This window comes from Salipiger sp. PrR003, from assembly GCF_010500785.1.
In the GTDB taxonomy this organism is placed as follows: domain Bacteria; phylum Pseudomonadota; class Alphaproteobacteria; order Rhodobacterales; family Rhodobacteraceae; genus Salipiger; species Salipiger pacificus_A.
This window is the reverse complement of record NZ_JAAGOV010000071.1, coordinates 1-20041: the sequence shown is the minus strand read 5'-3', so window position 1 is coordinate 20041 and position 20041 is coordinate 1. Positions and strand designations below refer to the sequence as shown.

The 20041-nt window shown below is 63.5% G+C and carries 17 protein-coding genes; 13 read left to right on the top strand and 4 right to left on the bottom strand.

All coding sequences use genetic code 11. The features are described from left to right. Nucleotides 1-80: 80 nt before the first annotated feature. Both G0D83_RS24325 and G0D83_RS24320 read right to left on the bottom strand, forming a co-directional pair. On the bottom strand, nt 81-596 hold the full coding sequence (locus tag G0D83_RS24325; RefSeq protein WP_164197160.1) for a hypothetical protein: 516 nt from the start codon (nt 594-596) through the stop codon (nt 81-83). 188 nt (nt 597-784) lie between these two features. After that, complete coding sequence (locus G0D83_RS24320; RefSeq protein ID WP_164197159.1) at nt 785-1342, bottom strand: hypothetical protein; 558 nt, start codon at nt 1340-1342, stop codon at nt 785-787. A gap of 354 nt (nt 1343-1696) precedes the next feature. On the opposite strand from G0D83_RS24320, the gene secE reads away from it, so the two are divergent. The 4 genes from secE to rplA all read left to right on the top strand — a co-directional run bounded on the left by secE (nt 1697) and on the right by rplA (nt 4025). Beyond that, nucleotides 1697-1888: a preprotein translocase subunit SecE gene (secE, locus tag G0D83_RS24315; protein ID WP_092431405.1), complete on the top strand. Its 192-nt coding sequence runs from the start codon at nt 1697-1699 to the stop codon at nt 1886-1888. 328 nt (nt 1889-2216) lie between these two features. Further along, entirely contained in the window at nt 2217-2750 is a 534-nt protein-coding gene (gene nusG, locus G0D83_RS24310; RefSeq protein WP_095880754.1) for a transcription termination/antitermination protein NusG, read from the top strand. Between the two features lie 125 nt (nt 2751-2875). Beyond that, nucleotides 2876-3325 carry a 50S ribosomal protein L11 gene (gene rplK / locus G0D83_RS24305; protein WP_095880753.1) on the top strand — a complete coding sequence of 150 codons (450 nt, stop codon included), beginning with the start codon at nt 2876-2878 and terminating at the stop codon, nt 3323-3325. A gap of 1 nt (nt 3326) precedes the next feature. Beyond that, the gene (rplA, locus tag G0D83_RS24300) at nt 3327-4025 is read left to right on the top strand and encodes a 50S ribosomal protein L1 (protein WP_108964486.1); all 699 of its coding nucleotides are present in this window, start codon (nt 3327-3329) and stop codon (nt 4023-4025) included. A gap of 66 nt (nt 4026-4091) precedes the next feature. Here rplA and G0D83_RS24295 read toward each other — a convergent pair whose 3' ends face one another. Further along, nucleotides 4092-4331 carry a DUF2798 domain-containing protein gene (locus tag G0D83_RS24295; RefSeq protein ID WP_164197158.1) on the bottom strand — a complete coding sequence of 80 codons (240 nt, stop codon included), beginning with the start codon at nt 4329-4331 and terminating at the stop codon, nt 4092-4094. A 551-nt stretch (nt 4332-4882) separates the two neighbouring features. On the opposite strand from G0D83_RS24295, the gene rplJ reads away from it, so the two are divergent. The 5 genes from rplJ (at nt 4883) to G0D83_RS24270 (ending at nt 15681) form a co-directional block, all read left to right on the top strand. After that, nucleotides 4883-5395, top strand: coding sequence for a 50S ribosomal protein L10 (gene rplJ, locus G0D83_RS24290; RefSeq protein ID WP_108964488.1), 513 nt, complete (start codon nt 4883-4885; stop codon nt 5393-5395). Between the two features lie 73 nt (nt 5396-5468). After that, nucleotides 5469-5849, top strand: a complete 381-nt coding sequence (gene rplL, locus G0D83_RS24285) for a 50S ribosomal protein L7/L12 (RefSeq protein ID WP_108964489.1) — start codon at nt 5469-5471, stop codon at nt 5847-5849. Nucleotides 5850-6091: 242 nt separating this feature from the next. Next, on the top strand, nt 6092-10228 hold the full coding sequence (gene rpoB / locus G0D83_RS24280; protein ID WP_108964490.1) for a DNA-directed RNA polymerase subunit beta: 4137 nt from the start codon (nt 6092-6094) through the stop codon (nt 10226-10228). A 77-nt stretch (nt 10229-10305) separates the two neighbouring features. Further along, complete coding sequence (gene rpoC, locus G0D83_RS24275) at nt 10306-14556, top strand: DNA-directed RNA polymerase subunit beta' (protein ID WP_108964491.1); 4251 nt, start codon at nt 10306-10308, stop codon at nt 14554-14556. Nucleotides 14557-14757: 201 nt separating this feature from the next. After that, nucleotides 14758-15681 (top strand): DMT family transporter, encoded by a 924-nt coding sequence (locus tag G0D83_RS24270; protein ID WP_164197157.1) that lies wholly within the window; start codon nt 14758-14760, stop codon nt 15679-15681. On the opposite strand, the gene G0D83_RS24265 is transcribed toward G0D83_RS24270, so the two are convergent. Then, nucleotides 15642-16457: a putative rhamnosyl transferase gene (locus G0D83_RS24265; protein ID WP_164197156.1), complete on the bottom strand. Its 816-nt coding sequence runs from the start codon at nt 16455-16457 to the stop codon at nt 15642-15644. The two genes, G0D83_RS24270 and G0D83_RS24265, sit on opposite strands and share 40 nt — an antisense overlap. A 419-nt stretch (nt 16458-16876) precedes the next feature. On the opposite strand from G0D83_RS24265, the gene rpsL reads away from it, so the two are divergent. The 4 genes from rpsL to G0D83_RS24245 form a co-directional block, all read left to right on the top strand. Further along, nucleotides 16877-17248 carry a 30S ribosomal protein S12 gene (gene rpsL, locus G0D83_RS24260; RefSeq protein WP_005862801.1) on the top strand — a complete coding sequence of 124 codons (372 nt, stop codon included), beginning with the start codon at nt 16877-16879 and terminating at the stop codon, nt 17246-17248. Between the two features lie 12 nt (nt 17249-17260). Beyond that, entirely contained in the window at nt 17261-17731 is a 471-nt protein-coding gene (gene rpsG, locus G0D83_RS24255; protein ID WP_092431391.1) for a 30S ribosomal protein S7, read from the top strand. A gap of 21 nt (nt 17732-17752) precedes the next feature. After that, nucleotides 17753-19876 (top strand): elongation factor G, encoded by a 2124-nt coding sequence (fusA, locus tag G0D83_RS24250; RefSeq protein ID WP_108964494.1) that lies wholly within the window; start codon nt 17753-17755, stop codon nt 19874-19876. Between the two features lie 82 nt (nt 19877-19958). After that, the coding region (locus G0D83_RS24245) for a GTP-binding protein (protein ID WP_235939862.1) at nt 19959-20041 on the top strand (83 nt) is incomplete at its 3' end.

Below are 20041 nucleotides of genomic sequence, written 5' to 3'. Positions count from 1 at the left end.
ACCAACACCACCAAAAAAACACCACGCACAGCGCCCCAACGGGGCGCTTTTTGCGTTCACGCGCAATAGGTGCGGGCATCTCACCCGCCTTGGCCTTGGCCTGGGCGTGCCGGTGTTGGCGGCGGAGCGCCAGAGCCCGGCGCGAGAAGGGAGGTCTCGGCGGCCGGGGTGCAGCCACGGAGCGGGCCCAGGCCCTGCCTCAGCTGGTCCGCCGCCCGGTCGACGGCGCGATCAACCAGCCGTTCGGGGCTGTTCAGCAGGTCATCGGCGCGCTGCGCTGCCTCGCCGATCCGGATCTCCAGAAGGTCGAGCCGGGCGGAGATATTCTGGGCAGCCTCGGTGCCCATCGCGCCGCTGCCCGCGCGCAGCGCAGCGAGATCACCCCGCAAGCCGACCACCTCAGAGGTGATCGCGCCAAGCTCCTGGCGCAACGGGTCTATCGTGACGAGACACTCGGCAAAGCTGCTGGTGATGTCCTCGATGCGATTGCCGAGCTGCAGCGCGAGAAAGAGGCAGAGGGCGACAATGAGCAGTGTGGCGTTCAGCAGCGCCAGAAGCAACGTCTTGATCGTCGTTCCAAAGCTCCGCTCGCGCATTGGGTGTCCTCCTCGGGAATGCCGAGGTTTACCCTAGGGAGCGTCGGGCCTGCTGACAATCCGCAGCAGGTCCGCCGAAAAAAGGCGCTTCCCACCATGATAATTGGCCGCCCCGCGTCTGCGGGGCGGCCAATCCAAAGGAATTCAGAGCCCGGCACGCTTTTGCACCAGGCGCTGGAGACGGCGGCTTAGGACACGACGTCGAGCAGACGGCCCTTCAGCTGGCCATCGCTGTCGTCGGTGTAGATCAGCGCGCGGATCTTGGCGACCTGCTCCGGGGTCAGGACGGTGAGGTCTGCCTCGGGGGCAAGCGTCTCGACGCGGGAGATTTCTGCGGGGGTGAGGGCAGGGGTGATGTCGTCACCGAGAGCCGCGAGTTTTGCGCGGATGTCTTCATCCGTGCTTGCGCCGCTGATGATCGCGAGCGCATCGCCGCGCTGCTCACCGGTCATCATCATCACCTGTTCCGCCGGCAGGTATTCCTCGATCTGGGCCATCTGCTCGGCGGAGAAGGTCATCGGGGCCGACTCGCGCATGGCGATGGTTTCGATGCCCTCACGCTTCTGGGTGTCCGACGCACCGCTATTGGCGATCGCCATGGCCTCGATGACCTGGGTGTCTGTGAGCGTCATCACGTCGACGTCGGGCGCATAGGTGTTGATCAGCGTTGTCTGCTCTTCGGTCGCGGCAAGTGCGCCGGTGGCAAGAACCGAGGTCAGCGCGGTCATGGCAAGAAAGCGTTTCATGGGAAGTCCTCCGTAAAGGTTTTTTGGTCGCCGTGCGAGCGGTGCTGCTGCACGTTGTTTCTGGCCACCCAACTCACTGGCTTTGCAGACCGTTCCCGAAAGAAGGCGGCGCAAATTTCCGTGTGGCCGCGCGCTCCGCCCTTGCGGCCCGCGTTGCCGGGCCTAGACGCGCGCAAACGTGCCAGGGCGACGGGGGTTCCGTAACGTCGCGACGACGATGGATCAGAAAATCGTTTTGCGCGTTACCGGTTGCGTGATCACCGAGATGCGGAGACTGGCGGACTCCGCTTGTATCGGCGCGCGGCAGGGCTTATACGACCCGCCAACCGAGGATTTCCCGCAAGGCAGACCTGCATGACCAACCCGCTCCAGTTCATTCAGCAGACGCGGTCCGAGATCGGCAAGATCGCCTGGCCGACCCGTCGCGAAGTGATCCTGACCACGGTCACCGTTTTCGTGATGGCGACGCTCACGGCGATCTTCTTTGCGCTTGTCGACATCCTGATCCGCACCGGCCTGCAGGGCCTGCTCTCCTTCTTCGGCTGAGCATCGCGCGGGCGCGCAGGGCGCGCCCGGCTTTCGGGGTGCCGCCCCTGTCCGCCGCTGTCGGACATCCCATTGAAATTTCCGCCTAGAAGAGAGGGTTCCGCCGCGCCGCGGTGCCCAAACGGAGACATTCCGGGCCGGCCCTTGAATTCGGGACGCAGCGGGGGTACTGCACAGACCACTTCCCAAAGCGGGCGTGCAGCGATTCGGTTGCACGCCGGTTTTCTTTTGGGGCGGGACGCATCGGCGCCCCGAAATGGCACGCCGGAACGGCGCGCATCTGAACGGACGGCCCCTACGGGCGGTCAAGGTAACGAAGAGGGGCCAGATGGCGAAGCGGTGGTATTCGGTGAGCGTTCTGTCGAACTTCGAGAAGAAGATCGCGGAACAGATCCGGCAGGCGGTGGCCGAACAGGCGCTTGAGGACCAGATCGACGAAGTTCTCGTGCCGACCGAGGAGGTCATCGAGATCCGCCGCGGCAAGAAGGTTACGACCGAGCGCCGTTTCATGCCCGGCTACGTGCTGGTGCACATGGAAATGTCTGACCGGGGGTATCACCTGGTCAACTCGATCAACCGGGTGACCGGTTTCCTTGGCCCGCAGGGCCGCCCGATGCCGATGCGTGACGCCGAAGTTCAGGCGATCCTCGGCCGGGTGCAGGAAGGCGAGGAAGCCCCGCGCACTCTCATCCACTTCGAGGTGGGCGAGCGCGTCAAGGTCAACGACGGCCCCTTCGAGGGCTTCGACGGCATGGTCGAGGGCGTCGACGACGACAACCAGCGCCTGCGCGTCTCGGTGTCGATCTTCGGCCGGGAGACCCCGGTCGAACTGGAATTCACTCAGGTCTCGAAGCAGGGCTGAGCGTCTCGGCGGGGCTTGCCCCGCCTTTCAGGTGGGAGGCGAGGGCAGCGCGCTGTCCGGACCAGACCACACCAAGCACCCCCTCGCGAACGCGTTCGTGGGGATTTGGATAAAGGAGAGGCCACATGGCCAAGAAACTCGCTGGCAAGATGAAGCTGCAGATCCCTGCAGGCAAAGCCAACCCGTCGCCGCCCGTCGGCCCCGCGCTGGGTCAGCGCGGCATCAACATCATGGAATTCTGCAAGGCGTTCAACGCCAAGACGCAGGACATGGAAGTTGGTGCACCCTGCCCGACCGTGATCACCTACTATCAGGACAAGTCCTTCACCATGGACATCAAGACGCCCCCCGCGTCTTACTACCTGAAGAAGGCAGCCGGCCTGAAGCCCGTCGGCAAGCGCAACCGTCCGCGCGGCGCAGAGAAGCCCGGCCGTGAGACCATTGCCACCGTCACCGTCGCCCAGGTCCGTGAGATCGCGGAAGCGAAGATGAAGGACCTGTCGGCAAACGACGTCGAACAGGCAATGCAGATCATCCTTGGCTCGGCCAAGTCCATGGGCATCGAGGTGAAATAAGATGGCTAAACTCGGAAAACGCACCCGCGCCGCCCGTGAAGCCTTTGCTGGCAAGGAAGAGCTGAGCGTCGAAGACGCAGTCGCTCTGATCAAGGCAAACGCCTCGGCCAAGTTCGACGAGACCGTCGAGATCGCGATGAACCTCGGCGTCGACCCGCGCCACGCTGACCAGATGGTCCGCGGCGTTGTCGGCCTGCCGAATGGCACCGGCAAGACCGTGCGCGTGGCCGTCTTCGCCCGTGGCGCCAAGGCTGACGAAGCCCAGGCCGCCGGCGCGGACATCGTTGGCGCAGAAGACCTGATGGAAACCATCCAAGGTGGCACCATCGACTTCGACCGCTGCATCGCGACTCCGGACATGATGCCGATCGTCGGCCGTCTGGGTAAGGTGCTTGGCCCGCGCAACCTGATGCCGAACCCCAAGGTCGGTACCGTGACCATGGATGTTGCCCAGGCCGTCAAGGACGCCAAGGGTGGCCAGGTTCAGTTCAAGGTCGAAAAAGCCGGCGTGATCCACGCGGGCGTTGGCAAGGCGTCGTTCGACGATGCCAAGCTGGTCGAGAACGTGCGCGCCTTCGTCAATGCTGTCGCCAAGGCGAAGCCGACCGGTGCAAAAGGCACCTACGTGAAGAAGATCTCGCTCAGCTCCACCATGGGTCCGGGCGTGTCGGTGGACGTGACCTCGGCCAACGTCGAGTGATCTGACCCGATCTGATTGCGAAGGCCCCGCCGGAAACGGCGGGGCCTTTTGCATTTCGGGAGCGGCTCAGCGCAGGCGCGCCGCGGTGCGCAGCACCAGGAAGGACGCCTTGAAGCAGAGCGGCCCGACGATCAGCGACAACGCGAAGGCCACCGGCCAGGCGGCAAGCCAGTGATGCATCCAGACCGACATCCAGCCGGTCGTGAACCGCAGCGGGATGGCGCTGAAGATCAGAGTCATCAGAAAGGACATGCTGCCCGAGATGAACAGCTGCGCGAGTATGAGGGTGGAACGGGACGTGGTCATCGGGTCTCCTGTGGCGACATGCGAAGGGCAGGGCGCGTCAGAGGGCCGATCCGTTCGGAACACTCCACGCGCCCCGTGTGAGCAGGGCGCCGCGGGTTCGTGGAACGACTAACTCCCGCGGGAAGCGGGGGCCGGGCTAACCAACCGGCCTGACGTTTTTCGGCTCGGATGCACTTAAGGGACGTCAAGCGGGCGGTCAAGCCTTCGAGCGGTTCGCTGGTGCATTGCATCTTTGCGAACCGGTGGTAGGATGCGCGCCTCCGCAACGGGGCGCTTCTGCCCTTGGCAAGGGACACAAAACCCTTTAAGCGGAGCAGACGAGGGCAGCGCACGATTCGTCGCGGCCCTCGATTTCGTCCGAGACGGTGGGTGGGTGATCGGTCCGTGGATCGAATATCCTTAAATCCTGCCTGAGACGGGAAGAGACATAACGTTCCGGGCCGATGTGCTCCGGTGGCGCGATGTGACGACCCGATCGGACCTTGAGGCCGGGGAGACCCGGCAGAACGAGCCGGAGGGGTCGAATCCCCTCCATAACTTGGAGTGAAACTGTGGATAGAGCCCAGAAAGAGAAAGTGGTCGAGGAACTCGGCCAGATCTTTGAAAGCTCTGGCGTCGTGGTGGTTAGCCGCTACGAAGGTCTCACGGTTGCCGAGATGACGGATCTTCGTGCCCGCGCCCGCGCGGCAGACACGTCGGTTCGCGTCGCCAAGAACAGGCTCGCCAAGATCGCTCTGAAGGGTACCGGCTGCGAGAGCATCGCCGACTACCTCGAGGGCATGACCGTTCTGACCTACTCCGAAGACCCCGTGGCAGCTGCCAAGGTGGTCGAGGACTTCGCCAAGGCAAACTCGAAGTTCGAGATCCTCGGCGGTGCAATGTCTGGAACGGCTCTGGACCGGGCCGGTGTCGAGGCCGTGTCGAAAATGCCGTCGCGCGAGGAGCTCATTGCCTCCATCGTCGGCTGCATCGGCGCACCCGCTTCGAACATCGCCGGCGCGATTGGCGCACCTGCATCGAACATCGCATCGATTCTCTCGACCATCGAAGAGAAAGCTGCGTAACGGCACCCAACAGATCTTCGTGGGGTTGAAGACCTACACGTTGGAACACATCTAGCTAAACGGAATACGTAAAATGGCTGATCTGAAAGCACTTGCTGAGCAAATCGTTGGTCTGACGCTGCTCGAAGCACAAGAACTGAAAACCATCCTCAAGGACGAGTACGGCATCGAGCCCGCAGCTGGTGGCGCAGTGATGGTTGCTGGTCCGGCAGCTGGCGGCGACGCAGCAGCTGAGGAAGAAAAAACCGAATTCGACGTGATCCTCAAGTCCGCTGGCGACAAGAAGATCAACGTGATCAAAGAAGTCCGCGCCATCACCGGCCTGGGCCTGAAAGAAGCCAAAGAGCTGGTGGAAGCAGGCGGCAAGGCTGTCAAAGAAGGCGTGTCGAAGGACGAAGCTGAAACGATCAAGAAGCAGCTCGAAGAAGCTGGCGCCGAGATCGAAGTCAAGTAATCGTCCCCCGGGGCGACCCGGTAGGATCGCAAATTTGGCTGGATCCGGAGAAATCCGGGTCCAGCCGAACCCGTCTCAGCAAGGCCCTTTCGAGAGGGCTTTTCTAAGGCGAGTTCCAGGATCGGGAGGCTTCTGGTGGGACAGAAGCCAGGAATGGATCGGAACACTGCCGTCTCGGATGGATGTGCCGCTGGTGCCCGACAGCATGCGCGTCCGGTGAGAATCGAAAGGTGAACAGACCTATGGCGCAAAGCTTTCTTGGCCAGAAACGTCTCCGCAGATATTACGGTAAAATTCGTGAGGTTCTGGAGATGCCGAACCTCATCGAGGTTCAGAAAAGCTCCTACGAACTCTTCCTGAAGTCCGGCGACCAGCTCCAGCCCACCGACGGCGAAGGCATCATGGGCGTCTTCCAGTCGGTCTTCCCGATCAAGGACTTCAACGAGACCGCCGTGCTCGAGTTCGTCAATTACGAACTGGAAAAGCCCAAGTACGACGTCGAAGAATGCATGCAGCGCGACATGACCTACAGCGCGCCGCTGAAGGTGACCCTGCGCCTCATCGTGTTCGATATCGACGAGGATACCGGCGCCAAGTCGGTCAAGGATATCAAGGAACAGGACGTCTTCATGGGCGACATGCCGCTGATGACCCCGAACGGGACGTTCATCGTGAACGGCACCGAGCGCGTGATCGTGTCCCAGATGCACCGTTCGCCGGGCGTCTTCTTCGACCATGACAAAGGCAAGACGCACAGCTCGGGCAAGCTGCTCTTCGCCTGCCGCATCATCCCCTATCGCGGCTCGTGGCTCGACTTCGAATTCGATGCCAAGGACATTGTCTTTGCGCGGATCGACCGCCGCCGGAAGCTCCCGGTCACGACCCTGCTCTACGCCCTGGGTCTCGACCAGGAAGCGATCATGGATGCCTATTACGACACCGTGTCCTACACGCTGCGTCGTGGCGAAGGCTGGGTGACCAAGTTCTTCCCCGACCGGGTGCGCGGCACGCGCCCGACCTACGATCTCGTGGATGCGGACACTGGCGAGATCATTGCCGAGGCCACCAAGAAGGTGACCCCGCGCGCGGTCAAGGCCCTGATCGACGAAGGCAAGGTCAAGAACCTGCTGCTGCCCTTCGAGCAGATCGTCGGGAAGTTCGTCGCCAAGGACATCATCAACGAGGACACCGGCGCGATCTACGTCGAAGCCGGCGACGAGCTGACCTGGGAAGTCGACAAGGACGGTGACGTCACCGGCGGCTCCCTCAAGGAGCTGATCGACGCGGGTGTCACCGAGATCCCCGTTCTCGACATCGACAACATCACCGTCGGCGCCTACATGCGCAACACGATGGCGCAAGACAAGAACATGGACCGCAACAGCGCGCTCATGGACATCTACCGCGTCATGCGTCCGGGCGAGCCGCCGACCGTCGAGGCCGCCTCGTCGCTGTTCGACACGCTGTTCTTCGATAGCGAGCGTTACGACCTCTCGGCCGTGGGCCGCGTGAAGATGAACATGCGCCTCGCGCTCGACAAGCCGGACACCCAGCGCACGCTGGACCGTGATGACATCGTCAAGTGCATCAAGGCCCTGGTCGAGCTGCGTGACGGCAAGGGGGAAGTCGACGACATCGACCACCTCGGCAACCGCCGCGTCCGCTCCGTCGGCGAGCTGATGGAAAACCAGTACCGCGTCGGCCTGCTCCGCATGGAGCGCGCGATCAAGGAGCGCATGTCGTCGGTCGAGATCGACACCGTCATGCCGCAGGACTTGATCAACGCCAAGCCGGCGGCTGCCGCCGTGCGCGAATTCTTCGGCTCGTCGCAGCTGTCGCAGTTCATGGACCAGACCAACCCGCTTTCTGAAGTGACGCACAAGCGTCGCCTGTCGGCCCTCGGGCCGGGCGGTCTGACCCGCGAACGCGCCGGCTTCGAGGTGCGCGACGTGCACCCGACCCACTATGGCCGGATGTGCCCGATCGAAACGCCGGAAGGCCCGAACATCGGTCTGATCAACTCGCTGGCCACCTTCGCCCGCGTCAACAAGTACGGCTTCATCGAGACCCCGTATCGCAAGGTTGTCGATGCCAAGGTGACCGACGAAGTCCAGTACATGTCGGCGACCGAGGAAATGCGTCACACCGTGGCGCAGGCCAACGCGACGCTGGATGAAGACGGCAAGTTCATCAACGACCTGGTCTCGACACGCCAGTCGGGCGACTACACGCTCGCGCCGCGCGAAAGCGTCGACCTGATCGACGTTTCGCCGAAGCAGCTGGTCTCGGTCGGTGCCTCGCTCATCCCGTTCCTGGAAAACGACGACGCCAACCGCGCACTGATGGGCGCGAACATGCAGCGTCAGGCCGTGCCCGTCCTCAAGTCCGAGGCGCCGCTGGTTGGCACCGGGATCGAAGAGGTCGTGGCGCGCGACTCCGGCGCGGCGATCATGGCCAAGCGTGGCGGCGTCATCGACCAGGTCGATGCGCAGCGTATCGTGATCCGTGCGACCGATGGTCTCGAGCCGGGTGATCCGGGCGTGGACATCTACCGCATGCGCAAGTTCCAGCGTTCGAACCAGAACACCTGCATCAACCAGCGTCCGCTGGTGAAGGTGGGCGATCTGGTGCGCAAAGGCGAAGTGATCGCAGATGGCCCGTCCACCGACATCGGTGAACTGGCGCTCGGCAAGAACATCATCGTCGCCTTCATGCCCTGGAACGGCTACAACTACGAAGACTCGATCCTGATCTCCGAGCGCATCGCGCGTGACGACGTCTATACCTCGATCCACATCGAGGAATTCGAAGTCGCCGCCCGTGACACCAAGCTCGGGCCGGAAGAGATCACCCGCGACATCCCCAACGTCGGCGAGGAAGCCCTGCGCAACCTCGACGAAGCCGGTATCGTCTATATCGGTGCGGACGTGGAGCCGGGCGACATCCTCGTGGGCAAGATCACTCCGAAGGGCGAAAGCCCGATGACGCCGGAAGAGAAACTCCTCCGCGCCATCTTCGGCGAGAAGGCTTCGGATGTTCGCGACACCTCGCTGCGCGTGAAGCCGGGCGACTACGGCACCGTCGTGGAAGTTCGCGTCTTCAACCGCCACGGTGTCGAAAAGGACGAACGTGCGCTGCAGATCGAGCGCGAGGAAGTGGAACGTCTGGCCCGTGACCGGGACGACGAGCTCGCCATCCTCGACCGCAACATCTACGCACGTCTCAAGGACCTGATCCTCGGCAAGACCGCGGTGAAGGGCCCGAAGGGCGTCCGTCCGAACTCGGAGATCGACGAAGAGCTTCTTGAAAGCCTGAGCCGCGGCCAATGGTGGCAGCTCGCGCTGGCGGAAGAAGCCGATGCGCAGATCGTCGAGGCCCTGCACGAGCAGTACGAGGCGCAGAAGCGCGCACTCGACGCCCGTTTCGAGGACAAGGTCGAGAAGGTCCGCCGTGGCGACGACCTGCCGCCGGGCGTGATGAAGATGGTCAAGGTCTTCGTCGCGGTGAAGCGCAAGCTGCAGCCGGGCGACAAGATGGCGGGCCGTCACGGGAACAAGGGCGTGGTGTCGCGCGTGGTGCCGATCGAGGACATGCCGTTCCTCGCAGATGGTACGCCGGTCGACTTCTGCCTCAACCCGCTGGGTGTGCCGTCGCGTATGAACGTGGGTCAGATCCTCGAGACGCACATGGGCTGGGCCGCACGCGGTCTGGGCCAGCAGATCGAGGAAGGCCTGCAGGAGTACCGCCGCTCGGGCGACCTGACACCGGTGCGCGAGGCCATGCGCCACGCCTACGGTGCCGAGGTCTACGCCGAGGGCATCGAGGGCATGGACGAGACGCAGCTCATCGAAGCGGCCTCGAACGTGACCCGCGGTGTTCCGATCGCGACGCCGGTCTTCGACGGCGCCAAGGAAGCCGACGTGAACGACGCGCTGGAGCGCGCGGGCATCGCCCAGTCCGGCCAGTCCGTGCTGTTTGATGGCCGCACCGGCGACCAGTTCGCGCGTGAGGTGACGGTGGGCGTGAAGTACATGCTCAAGCTGCACCACCTTGTCGACGACAAGATCCACGCACGTTCGACCGGCCCGTACTCGCTTGTGACCCAGCAGCCGTTGGGTGGTAAGGCGCAGTTCGGTGGCCAGCGTTTCGGGGAGATGGAGGTCTGGGCTCTGGAAGCCTATGGCGCCGCCTACACCCTGCAGGAAATGCTGACCGTGAAGTCGGATGACGTGGCGGGCCGGACCAAGGTCTACGAAAGCATCGTCAAGGGCGAGGACAACTACGAAGCGGGCGTTCCCGAGAGCTTCAACGTGCTCGTGAAGGAAGTCCGCGGCCTCGGCCTGAACATGGAACTCCTGGACGCGGAGGACGAGGAATAACGGCCCTTCCAGCCACCGCGCGGGGCACCGGCCTCGCGCGGCTCCTCTCTCCAAGCCCTGTCATTTAGGAAGACGACATGAACCAGGAACTGACGAACAACCCGTTCAACCCGCTGACGCCGCCCAAGGTCTTCGACGAGATCAAGGTGTCGCTGGCGTCGCCCGAGCGGATCCTCTCGTGGTCCTACGGCGAGATCAAGAAGCCCGAGACGATCAACTACCGCACGTTCAAGCCCGAGCGTGACGGCCTGTTCTGCGCGCGCATCTTTGGCCCGATCAAGGACTACGAGTGCCTGTGCGGCAAGTACAAGCGCATGAAGTACCGCGGCGTCGTCTGCGAGAAGTGCGGCGTCGAAGTCACCCTTCAGAAAGTGCGCCGCGAGCGCATGGGCCACATCGAGCTCGCAGCTCCCTGCGCGCATATCTGGTTCCTGAAGTCGCTGCCCTCGCGCATCGGCCTCATGCTGGACATGACGCTGCGTGACCTCGAGCGCGTGCTGTACTTCGAGAACTACGTGGTGATCGAGCCGGGCCTGACCGACCTGACCTACGGCCAGATGATGACCGAGGACGAGTTCCTCGACGCGCAGGACCAATACGGTGCCGACGCGTTCAGCGCCAACATCGGTGCCGAGGCCATCCGCGAGATGCTCGCCGCAATCGACCTCGAAGCCGAGGCCGAGCAGCTGCGTGCGGACCTCAAGGAAGCCACCGGCGAGCTGAAGCCCAAGAAGATCATCAAGCGCCTCAAGGTGGTTGAATCCTTCCTCGAGTCGGGCAACCGCCCCGAGTGGATGATCCTCACCGTGATTCCGGTCATCCCGCCCGAACTGCGCCCGCTGGTGCCGCTCGACGGTGGCCGCTTCGCGACCTCGGATCTCAACGACCTGTACCGCCGCGTGATCAACCGGAACAACCGCCTCAAGCGGCTGATCGAACTGCGCGCGCCGGACATCATCGTCCGCAACGAAAAGCGGATGCTGCAGGAAGCCGTTGACGCGCTGTTCGACAACGGCCGTCGTGGCCGCGTCATCACCGGCGCCAACAAGCGCCCGCTGAAGTCGCTTTCGGACATGCTCAAGGGCAAGCAGGGCCGCTTCCGTCAGAACCTTCTGGGCAAGCGCGTCGACTTCTCGGGCCGTTCGGTCATCGTGACCGGTCCGGAACTCAAACTGCACCAGTGCGGCCTGCCGAAGAAGATGGCGCTCGAACTCTTCAAGCCCTTCATCTACTCGCGGCTGGAGGCCAAGGGCCTGTCCAGCACCGTGAAGCAGGCGAAGAAGCTGGTCGAGAAAGAGCGTCCGGAAGTCTGGGACATCCTCGACGAGGTCATTCGCGAGCACCCGGTTCTGCTGAACCGCGCGCCGACGCTGCACCGTCTCGGGATCCAGGCGTTCGAACCCCAGCTGATCGAAGGCAAAGCCATCCAGCTGCACCCGCTCGTCTGCTCGGCGTTCAACGCCGACTTCGACGGTGACCAGATGGCTGTTCACGTGCCGCTGTCGCTCGAAGCGCAGCTCGAGGCGCGCGTCCTGATGATGTCCACGAACAACGTGCTGTCGCCTGCAAACGGCAGCCCGATCATCGTGCCGTCGCAGGATATGATCCTTGGCCTCTACTACACGACCATCATGCGCGAAGGCATGAAGGGCGAGGGGATGAAGTTCTCCAACATCGAAGAGGTCGAGCACGCCCTGACGGCTGGCGAAGTGCACCTGCACGCCAAGATCGAATGCCGCGTGAAGCAGATCGACGAAGAGGGCAACGAGGTCGTCAAGCGTTACGAGACGACCCCGGGCCGCGTGCGCCTCGGCGCGCTGCTGCCGATGAACGCCAAGGCTCCGTTCGACCTGGTCAACACGCTGCTGCGTAAGAAGGACGTTCAGAAGGTCATCGACACCGTCTACCGCTACTGCGGCCAGAAAGAGTCGGTCATCTTCTGCGACCAGATCATGTCGATGGGCTTCAAGGAAGCGTTCCGCGCCGGCATTTCGTTCGGCAAGGACGACATGGTCATCCCCGACAGCAAGTGGACCCTCGTCGAGGAAACCCGCGACCAGGTGAAGGACTTCGAGCAGCAGTATCTCGACGGCCTGATCACCCAGGGCGAGAAGTACAACAAGGTCGTGGACGCCTGGTCGAAGTGCAACGACAAGGTCACCGACGCCATGATGAACACCATCTCGGCGAACAAGCGCGCCGAGGACGGGTCGGAAATGGAGCCGAACTCGGTCTACATGATGGCCCACTCCGGTGCGCGTGGCTCGGTCACCCAGATGAAGCAGCTGGGCGGGATGCGCGGCCTGATGGCGAAGCCGAACGGCGACATCATCGAGACCCCGATCATCTCGAACTTCAAGGAAGGCCTGACCGTTCTCGAGTACTTCAACTCGACCCACGGTGCCCGTAAGGGTCTGTCGGATACCGCTCTGAAGACGGCGAACTCGGGGTACCTGACCCGTCGTCTGGTGGACGTGGCGCAGGACTGTATCGTGCGCTCGCACGACTGCGGCACCGACCGCGCGATCACCGCGGAAGCGGCTGTCAACGACGGCGAAGTCGTCGCATCGCTGGCGGAGCGTATCCTTGGCCGTGTGGCTGCGGACGATATCCCGCATCCGGTCACGGGTGAGGTTCTGGTCCGGGCCGGACAGCTCATCGACGAGCGCATGGCCGACACCATCGACGAAGCGGCCGTGCAATCCACGCGCATCCGCTCGCCGCTGACCTGTGAGGCCGAAGAGGGCGTCTGCGCCATGTGCTATGGCCGTGACCTCGCGCGTGGCACCATGGTCAACACCGGTGAAGCTGTCGGCATCATCGCCGCGCAGTCGATCGGTGAACCCGGCACCCAGCTGACGATGCGGACCTTCCACATCGGCGGCGTTGCCCAGGGTGGCCAGCAGTCGTTCCAGGAAGCGTCTCAGGAAGGTGTGATCGAGTTCGAGAGTGCCTCGACCCTCGAGAACTCCATCGGCGAAACTCTCGTCATGGGCCGCAACATGAAGCTGCGGATCATGGGCGAGGACGGCAAGGAACGTGCGAGCCACAAGCTCGGCTACGGCACCAAGCTGTTCGTCAAGGAAGGCCAGTCGGTCAAGCGCGGCGACAAGCTGTTCGAATGGGATCCCTACACCCTGCCGATCCTGGCGGAAGCGGATGGTATCGCGAAGCACGTCGACCTCTCTGCAGGTGTGGCTGTCCGCGACGAGACCGACGAAGCGACCGGCATGACCCAGAAGATCGTGATCGATTGGCGTGCGGCACCGAAGGGCAACGAGCTCAAGCCGGAGATCATCCTGATGGATGCCGACGGCGAGCCCGTGCGCAACGCGGCCGGCAACCCGCTGACCTACCCGATGTCGGTGGATGCCATCCTGTCCTGTGAAGAAGGTCAGGAGATCAAGGCCGGTGACGTTCTGGCGCGTATCCCGCGCGAGGGCGCGAAGACGAAGGACATCACCGGTGGTCTGCCGCGTGTGGCCGAACTCTTCGAGGCGCGTCGTCCGAAGGACCACGCCATCATCGCCGAGATCGACGGCTACGTGCGCTTCGGCAAGGACTACAAGAACAAGCGCCGCATCGCGATCGACCCGGTCGACGACACGCTGGAGCCCAAGGAATACATGATTCCGAAGGGCAAGCACATTCCGGTGGTCGAGGGCGATTACGTCCAGAAGGGCGACTACATCATGGACGGCAACCCGGCGCCGCATGACATCCTGGCCATCATGGGTGTCGAGGCTCTGGCGAACTACATGATCGACGAAGTTCAGGACGTCTATCGACTGCAGGGCGTGAAGATCAACGACAAGCACGTCGAGGTCATCGTCCGTCAGATGCTGCAGAAGTGGGAAATCCACGACTCCGGCGACACCACGCTGCTCAAGGGCGAGCACGTGGACAAGGCGGAGTTCGACGCGGTCAACGAGAAGATCGAGAAGAAGGGCGGCCGTCCGGCCACCGGCGAACCGATCCTCCTCGGCATCACCAAGGCGTCGCTGCAGACCCGCTCGTTCATCTCGGCGGCCTCCTTCCAGGAGACCACCCGCGTGCTCACCGAGGCTTCGGTGCAGGGCAAGAAGGACAAGCTGGTCGGCCTCAAGGAGAACGTCATCGTGGGCCGCCTGATCCCGGCGGGTACCGGTGGCGCGACCCAGCGGGTGCGTCGCATCGCGACCGAGCGCGACAACAAGGTGATCGAAGTGCGCCGCGACGAGGCCGAACAGGCCGCGCTCCTGGCCGCTCCCGACGCCTCGTCGAGCGATGTGATCGGTGGCGACGAGTTCGACACGCTGGTCGTGGACACGCCGGAAAGCCGCGAGTAATCGCGCGCCGCACGGCGAAAGGCTTCGGGCCCCCGCACTCCGGTGCGGGGGCCTTTTTCTTTTCAGGGCAAGGGAGGAGCCTCTGCCCCCAACCTGCAGCCGCGCGCCGCCGGGGGTATTTTGACCCAGAGGGAAGACGGGCGCGGCATCGTCGCATGTTTTTGATGGTGGCGGCGCAGGGGCGGTGCTAGCGATTTGGCCATGAACCGCTTGTCCGACAATGGCCGCGGCATGCTCCTGATGATCGGGAACATGGCCGCCTTCACCTTCAGCGACGCCTGCGTGAAGGCGATCGGGACCGCCCTGCCGTTGTCGCAGGTGCTGGTGCTGCGGGGGATCGTCGCGAGTCTCTTCATCGGCTGGCTGGCCATGCGCCTTGGCGCCTTCCGCCACCGCCCCGCGCCGCGCGACGCGGGGCTCATGCTGCTGCGCGGGATCGCCGAATGCGGCTCAGCCTATTTCTTCCTGACGGCGCTGCGGAACATGCCGCTCGCCAATGCCACCGCGCTTTTGCAGATGCTGCCGCTGACGGTGACGCTCGGCAGCGCGGTATTTTTCGGGGAGCCGGTGGGCTGGCGGCGCTGGCTGGCCATTGCGGGCGGCTTCTGCGGTATGCTGCTCATCGTGCGGCCGGGCACCGAGGGCTTCAATGCCCATTCGGTCTATGCGCTGCTGGCGGTCGGCGCGGTGACCCTGCGCGACCTGACGACGCGGCGGCTCTCGCCTGCGCTTCCGAGCATGCAGGTGACACTGTCGTCATCGGTGTTCGTCATGCTCTTTGCCACGGTCTGGTCGCTGGGCGAGGATTGGCAGGCGCTCGATGCGCGGCTCGGGGCGCTGATGCTGGGGACTTCGCTGCTCATCGTCATCGGCTACACGCTCAGCGTCATGGTGATGCGGGTGGGCGATGTCGGCTTCGTGGCCCCCTTTCGCTACACCGGCTTGCTCTGGGCACTGCTCCTGGGGCTGGTGCTCTGGGGAGAACTGCCGCACCCCATGACGCTACTCGGCGCGGCGGTGATCGTCGCGATGGGCAGCTTCACGCTCTGGCGCGAGCGGCAGCTGGCGCGCGCCGAGGCAAGGGCTCAACTCGCGGCGGCTGGGGCGAATACGCGGCGGATATGATCGGCATCGATCGCGAATAGGCGGTTCATCTCTGCCTCTCCCGCGGGATCGAGCCGGGGCAGGGCGACGGGCCTCACATGCGCTTTCTGGCGTGAATCGTTGTGCTCGTTGTGCCCGCGCAGGTACATCGGGCGATCGGAGAAGCTGAGCGCCGGCATGAAGCGGTTCAGCTTGTTGTGGCCGAAGTTCATGATGCTCTGCCGCACACCGGGCGCGACCGCTACCGCCTGCGCCACGCCCCAGAAGGGTGTCATGCAAGGCTCTGCGCGGAGCCCGTCAGCATCGGGCCTGCCGACATAGCCGCGGTTCCAGTCCAGCGCCACCAGCCGGTGCTTCGCGCGCAGGGTCGAGATGTCGAGGGCGGCGGCCCGCAGATCCTCGACGAAGCTGACCGCCACAGCGTCGTCGTCGTCATGGCGGAACTGGAGACAGGGCTGCGACATATCCCGCGCGGCGTTGATCACCTGCTGGCAGACCTGCCGGTGCGGCCCGGGCGGGCGGCTGACGATGCGGGCCTGCGGAAAGTCGCTCAGCAGGGCCTGCAAGCGGTCAAAGTAGGGCCGCGGCATGGCCTCGCCAACGAGCACGAGGAAGATGAAATCCGGGTCGGTCTGGGCCTTCAGCCCGGGCAGGCAGATACACTCGAAATGGCGTAGCCTTTCCTCCATCCGCGCGGAGGAGTAGAGGTACGCGATGCGCTCCTCGATGGTCTCGTGCTCGACCTGGAACCCGCCCTCGGCGGGATAGGAAAATCGGCACAGGCCAATGATCTGCATGGGGAGGCTCCCGCGTGAAACGTCCCGGCCATGCTTGGCATCGTGGCCCCGTGCCGGCAAGTGCCGGGAGGCGTCCAGAGCGGGCGTGATGCCCCGGGGCGGGGCTTGTTGACAAGCACAGCGACTCCCCCTATACGCGCCTCAATCCGGCGGAGGCCCCAGTGCGTCCGCCGCATTCTACAGAACTACAGTGGTCAAGATCGGCGTCCCTGGCCCCGATCCTCTGGAGACCCACCGCGACGTCACCCGTGCCCGGGGACGTATGCGGTTTTGCGTCGTTTGTGGGGTATCCACCCTGAGGTCTTCGGACCTTCGGCGCATCACCGGTGACCTGCGGACGCGTGGGGCGCCTTGTCGATTGAACCGCATGGGGGGCTCCCCGTGCACCACATATGTGAGAATTACGGGGAACAACCCATATGCCCACGATCCAACAGCTGATCCGCAAGCCGCGGCAGCCGAAAGTTAAACGTTCGAAGTCGCAGCACCTCGAGCAGTGCCCGCAGAAGCGCGGCGTCTGCACCCGCGTCTACACCACCACGCCGAAGAAGCCGAACTCGGCAATGCGTAAGGTGGCCAAGGTGCGTCTGACCAATGGCTACGAAGTCATCTCCTACATCCCGGGTGAATCGCACAACCTGCAGGAGCACTCGGTTGTGCTCATCCGCGGCGGCCGTGTGAAAGACCTTCCGGGTGTCCGTTACCACATCCTGCGCGGTGTTCTGGATACCCAGGGCGTCAAAGACCGTAAGCAGCGTCGCTCGAAGTACGGCGCGAAGCGTCCGAAGTAAGAGGATATATAAATGTCTCGTCGTCACGCCGCTGAAAAACGCGAAGTCCTGCCCGACGCCAAGTATGGCGACCGGGTTCTGACCAAATTCATGAACAACCTGATGATCGACGGCAAGAAGTCGGTCGCAGAGCGCATCGTCTACAACGCCCTCGAGCGCGTCGAAGGCAAGGTGAAGCGCGCGCCCGTGGAAGTGTTCCACGAGGCTCTGGACAACATCAAGCCGGCCGTCGAAGTTCGTTCGCGCCGCGTTGGTGGTGCCACCTACCAGGTCCCCGTCGAAGTGCGCCCCGAGCGCCGTGAGGCCCTGGCCATCCGCTGGCTGATCGCAGCCTCGCGCGCCCGCAACGAGCACACCATGGAAGAGCGCCTCGCAGGCGAGCTCCTGGATGCCGTGCAATCCCGTGGCTCCGCTGTTAAGAAGCGCGAAGACACCCACAAGATGGCCGACGCAAACAAAGCGTTCAGCCACTACCGCTGGTAATCTCCGGAAAGGCAGACCACCATGGCACGCGAATATCCCCTCCAGCGTTACCGCAACTTCGGGATCATGGCCCACATCGACGCGGGCAAGACCACGACCACGGAACGCATCCTGTACTACACCGGCCGCTCGCACAAAATCGGCGAAGTCCACGATGGCGCAGCCACCATGGACTGGATGGAGCAGGAGCAGGAGCGCGGCATCACGATCACGTCCGCTGCGACCACCACCTTCTGGCAGTGGCAGGAAGATCCGACCGAGGAAGGTACCTCGGACACGAAATTCCGCTACAACATCATCGACACTCCCGGCCACGTTGACTTCACCATCGAAGTCGAGCGTTCGCTGGCCGTGCTCGACGGTGCGATCTGCCTCCTCGACGGCAACGCCGGCGTGGAGCCGCAGACCGAAACCGTGTGGCGTCAGGCTGACCGCTACAAGGTGCCGCGCATCGTGTTCGTCAACAAGATGGACAAGATCGGCGCTGACTTCTTCAACTGCGTGAAGATGATCAAGGACCGCACGGGCGCAATCCCGGTCCCCGTCAACTTCCCGATCGGTGCGGAAGACCAGCTCGAAGGCATCGTCGACCTCGTGACCATGGAAGAGTGGGTCTGGCAGGGCGAAGACCTCGGCGCATCCTGGGTGCGTCAGCCGATCCGTGACGACCTGAAGGACGTGGCCGACGAGTGGCGTTCGCACCTCATCGAGCATGCCGTTGAGCAAGACGATGCGGCGATGGAAGCCTACCTCGAAGGCGAAGAGCCCGACGTTCCGACCCTGCGCAACCTGATCCGCAAGGGCACGCTGTCGCTGTCCTTCGTTCCGGTCCTGGGTGGCTCGGCGTTCAAGAACAAGGGCGTTCAGCCCCTGCTCAACGCTGTGGTCGACTTCCTGCCCGGTCCCCTCGACGTTCCGCCGTACATGGGCTTCTCGCCCGACGACGAGACCGAGACCCGGAACATCGAGCGCCGCGCGTCGGACGAAGCACCCTTCTCGGGCCTCGCGTTCAAGATCATGAACGACCCCTTCGTGGGCTCGCTCACCTTCACCCGTATCTACTCCGGTACGATGAAGAAGGGCGATTCGATCATGAACTCGACCAAGGGCAAGAAAGAGCGCATCGGTCGTATGATGATGATGCACTCGAACAACCGGGAAGAGATCGAAGAAGCGTTTGCAGGCGACATCATCGCGCTGGCTGGCCTCAAAGAGACCACCACCGGTGACACCCTCTGCGACGCTCAGAAGCAAGTGGTTCTCGAAACCATGACCTTCCCCGATCCGGTGATCGAGATCGCGGTCGAGCCGAAGACGAAGAACGACCAGGAGAAGATGTCCCAGGGTCTGGCCCGTCTGGCCGCAGAAGACCCCTCCTTCCGCGTCGAGACCGACCTCGAGTCCGGTCAGACCATCATGAAGGGCATGGGCGAACTTCACCTCGACATTCTCGTCGACCGCCTGAAGCGCGAGTTCAAGGTCGAAGCCAACATCGGTGCCCCGCAGGTGGCCTATCGCGAGACCATCGGTCACGAGATCGAGCACACCTACACCCACAAGAAACAGTCGGGTGGTTCGGGTCAGTTCGCAGAGGTCAAGCTGGTCATCAGCCCAACCGAAGCGGGCGAAGGCTACTCGTTCGAGTCCAAGATCGTCGGTGGTGCGGTTCCGAAGGAATACATCCCGGGCGTCGAAAAGGGCATCAAGTCGGTCATGGACTCCGGTCCGCTGGCAGGCTTCCCGGTGATCGACTTCAAGGTCGCGCTGATCGACGGCAAGTTCCACGACGTGGACTCCTCGGTTCTGGCGTTCGAAATCGCGGCGCGGATGGCGATGCGCGAAGGTCTGCGCAAGGCCGGCGCGAAGCTGCTCGAGCCGATGATGAAGGTCGAGGTGGTCACGCCGGAAGAGTACACCGGTTCGATCATCGGTGACCTCACCTCCCGCCGCGGCCAGGTGTCCGGCCAGGAGCCGCGCGGCAACGCCGTCGCAGTTCAGGCCTTCGTGCCGCTGGCCAACATGTTCGGCTACATCAACACCCTGCGCTCCATGTCCTCGGGCCGCGCGCAGTTCACGATGCAGTTCGACCATTACGATCCGGTTCCGCAGAACATCTCGGACGAGATCCAGGCGAAATACGCATAAGCAGCGGTGCGGGGCCCAGCCCCGCACCCTACCCCCGTAGGGTGCGTGATCACACGCACCGCCACTGACCAAGGAGGCCATCATGGCTAAGGAAAAGTTTGAGCGCGGCAAACCGCACTGCAACATCGGCACGATCGGTCACGTCGACCACGGCAAGACCACGCT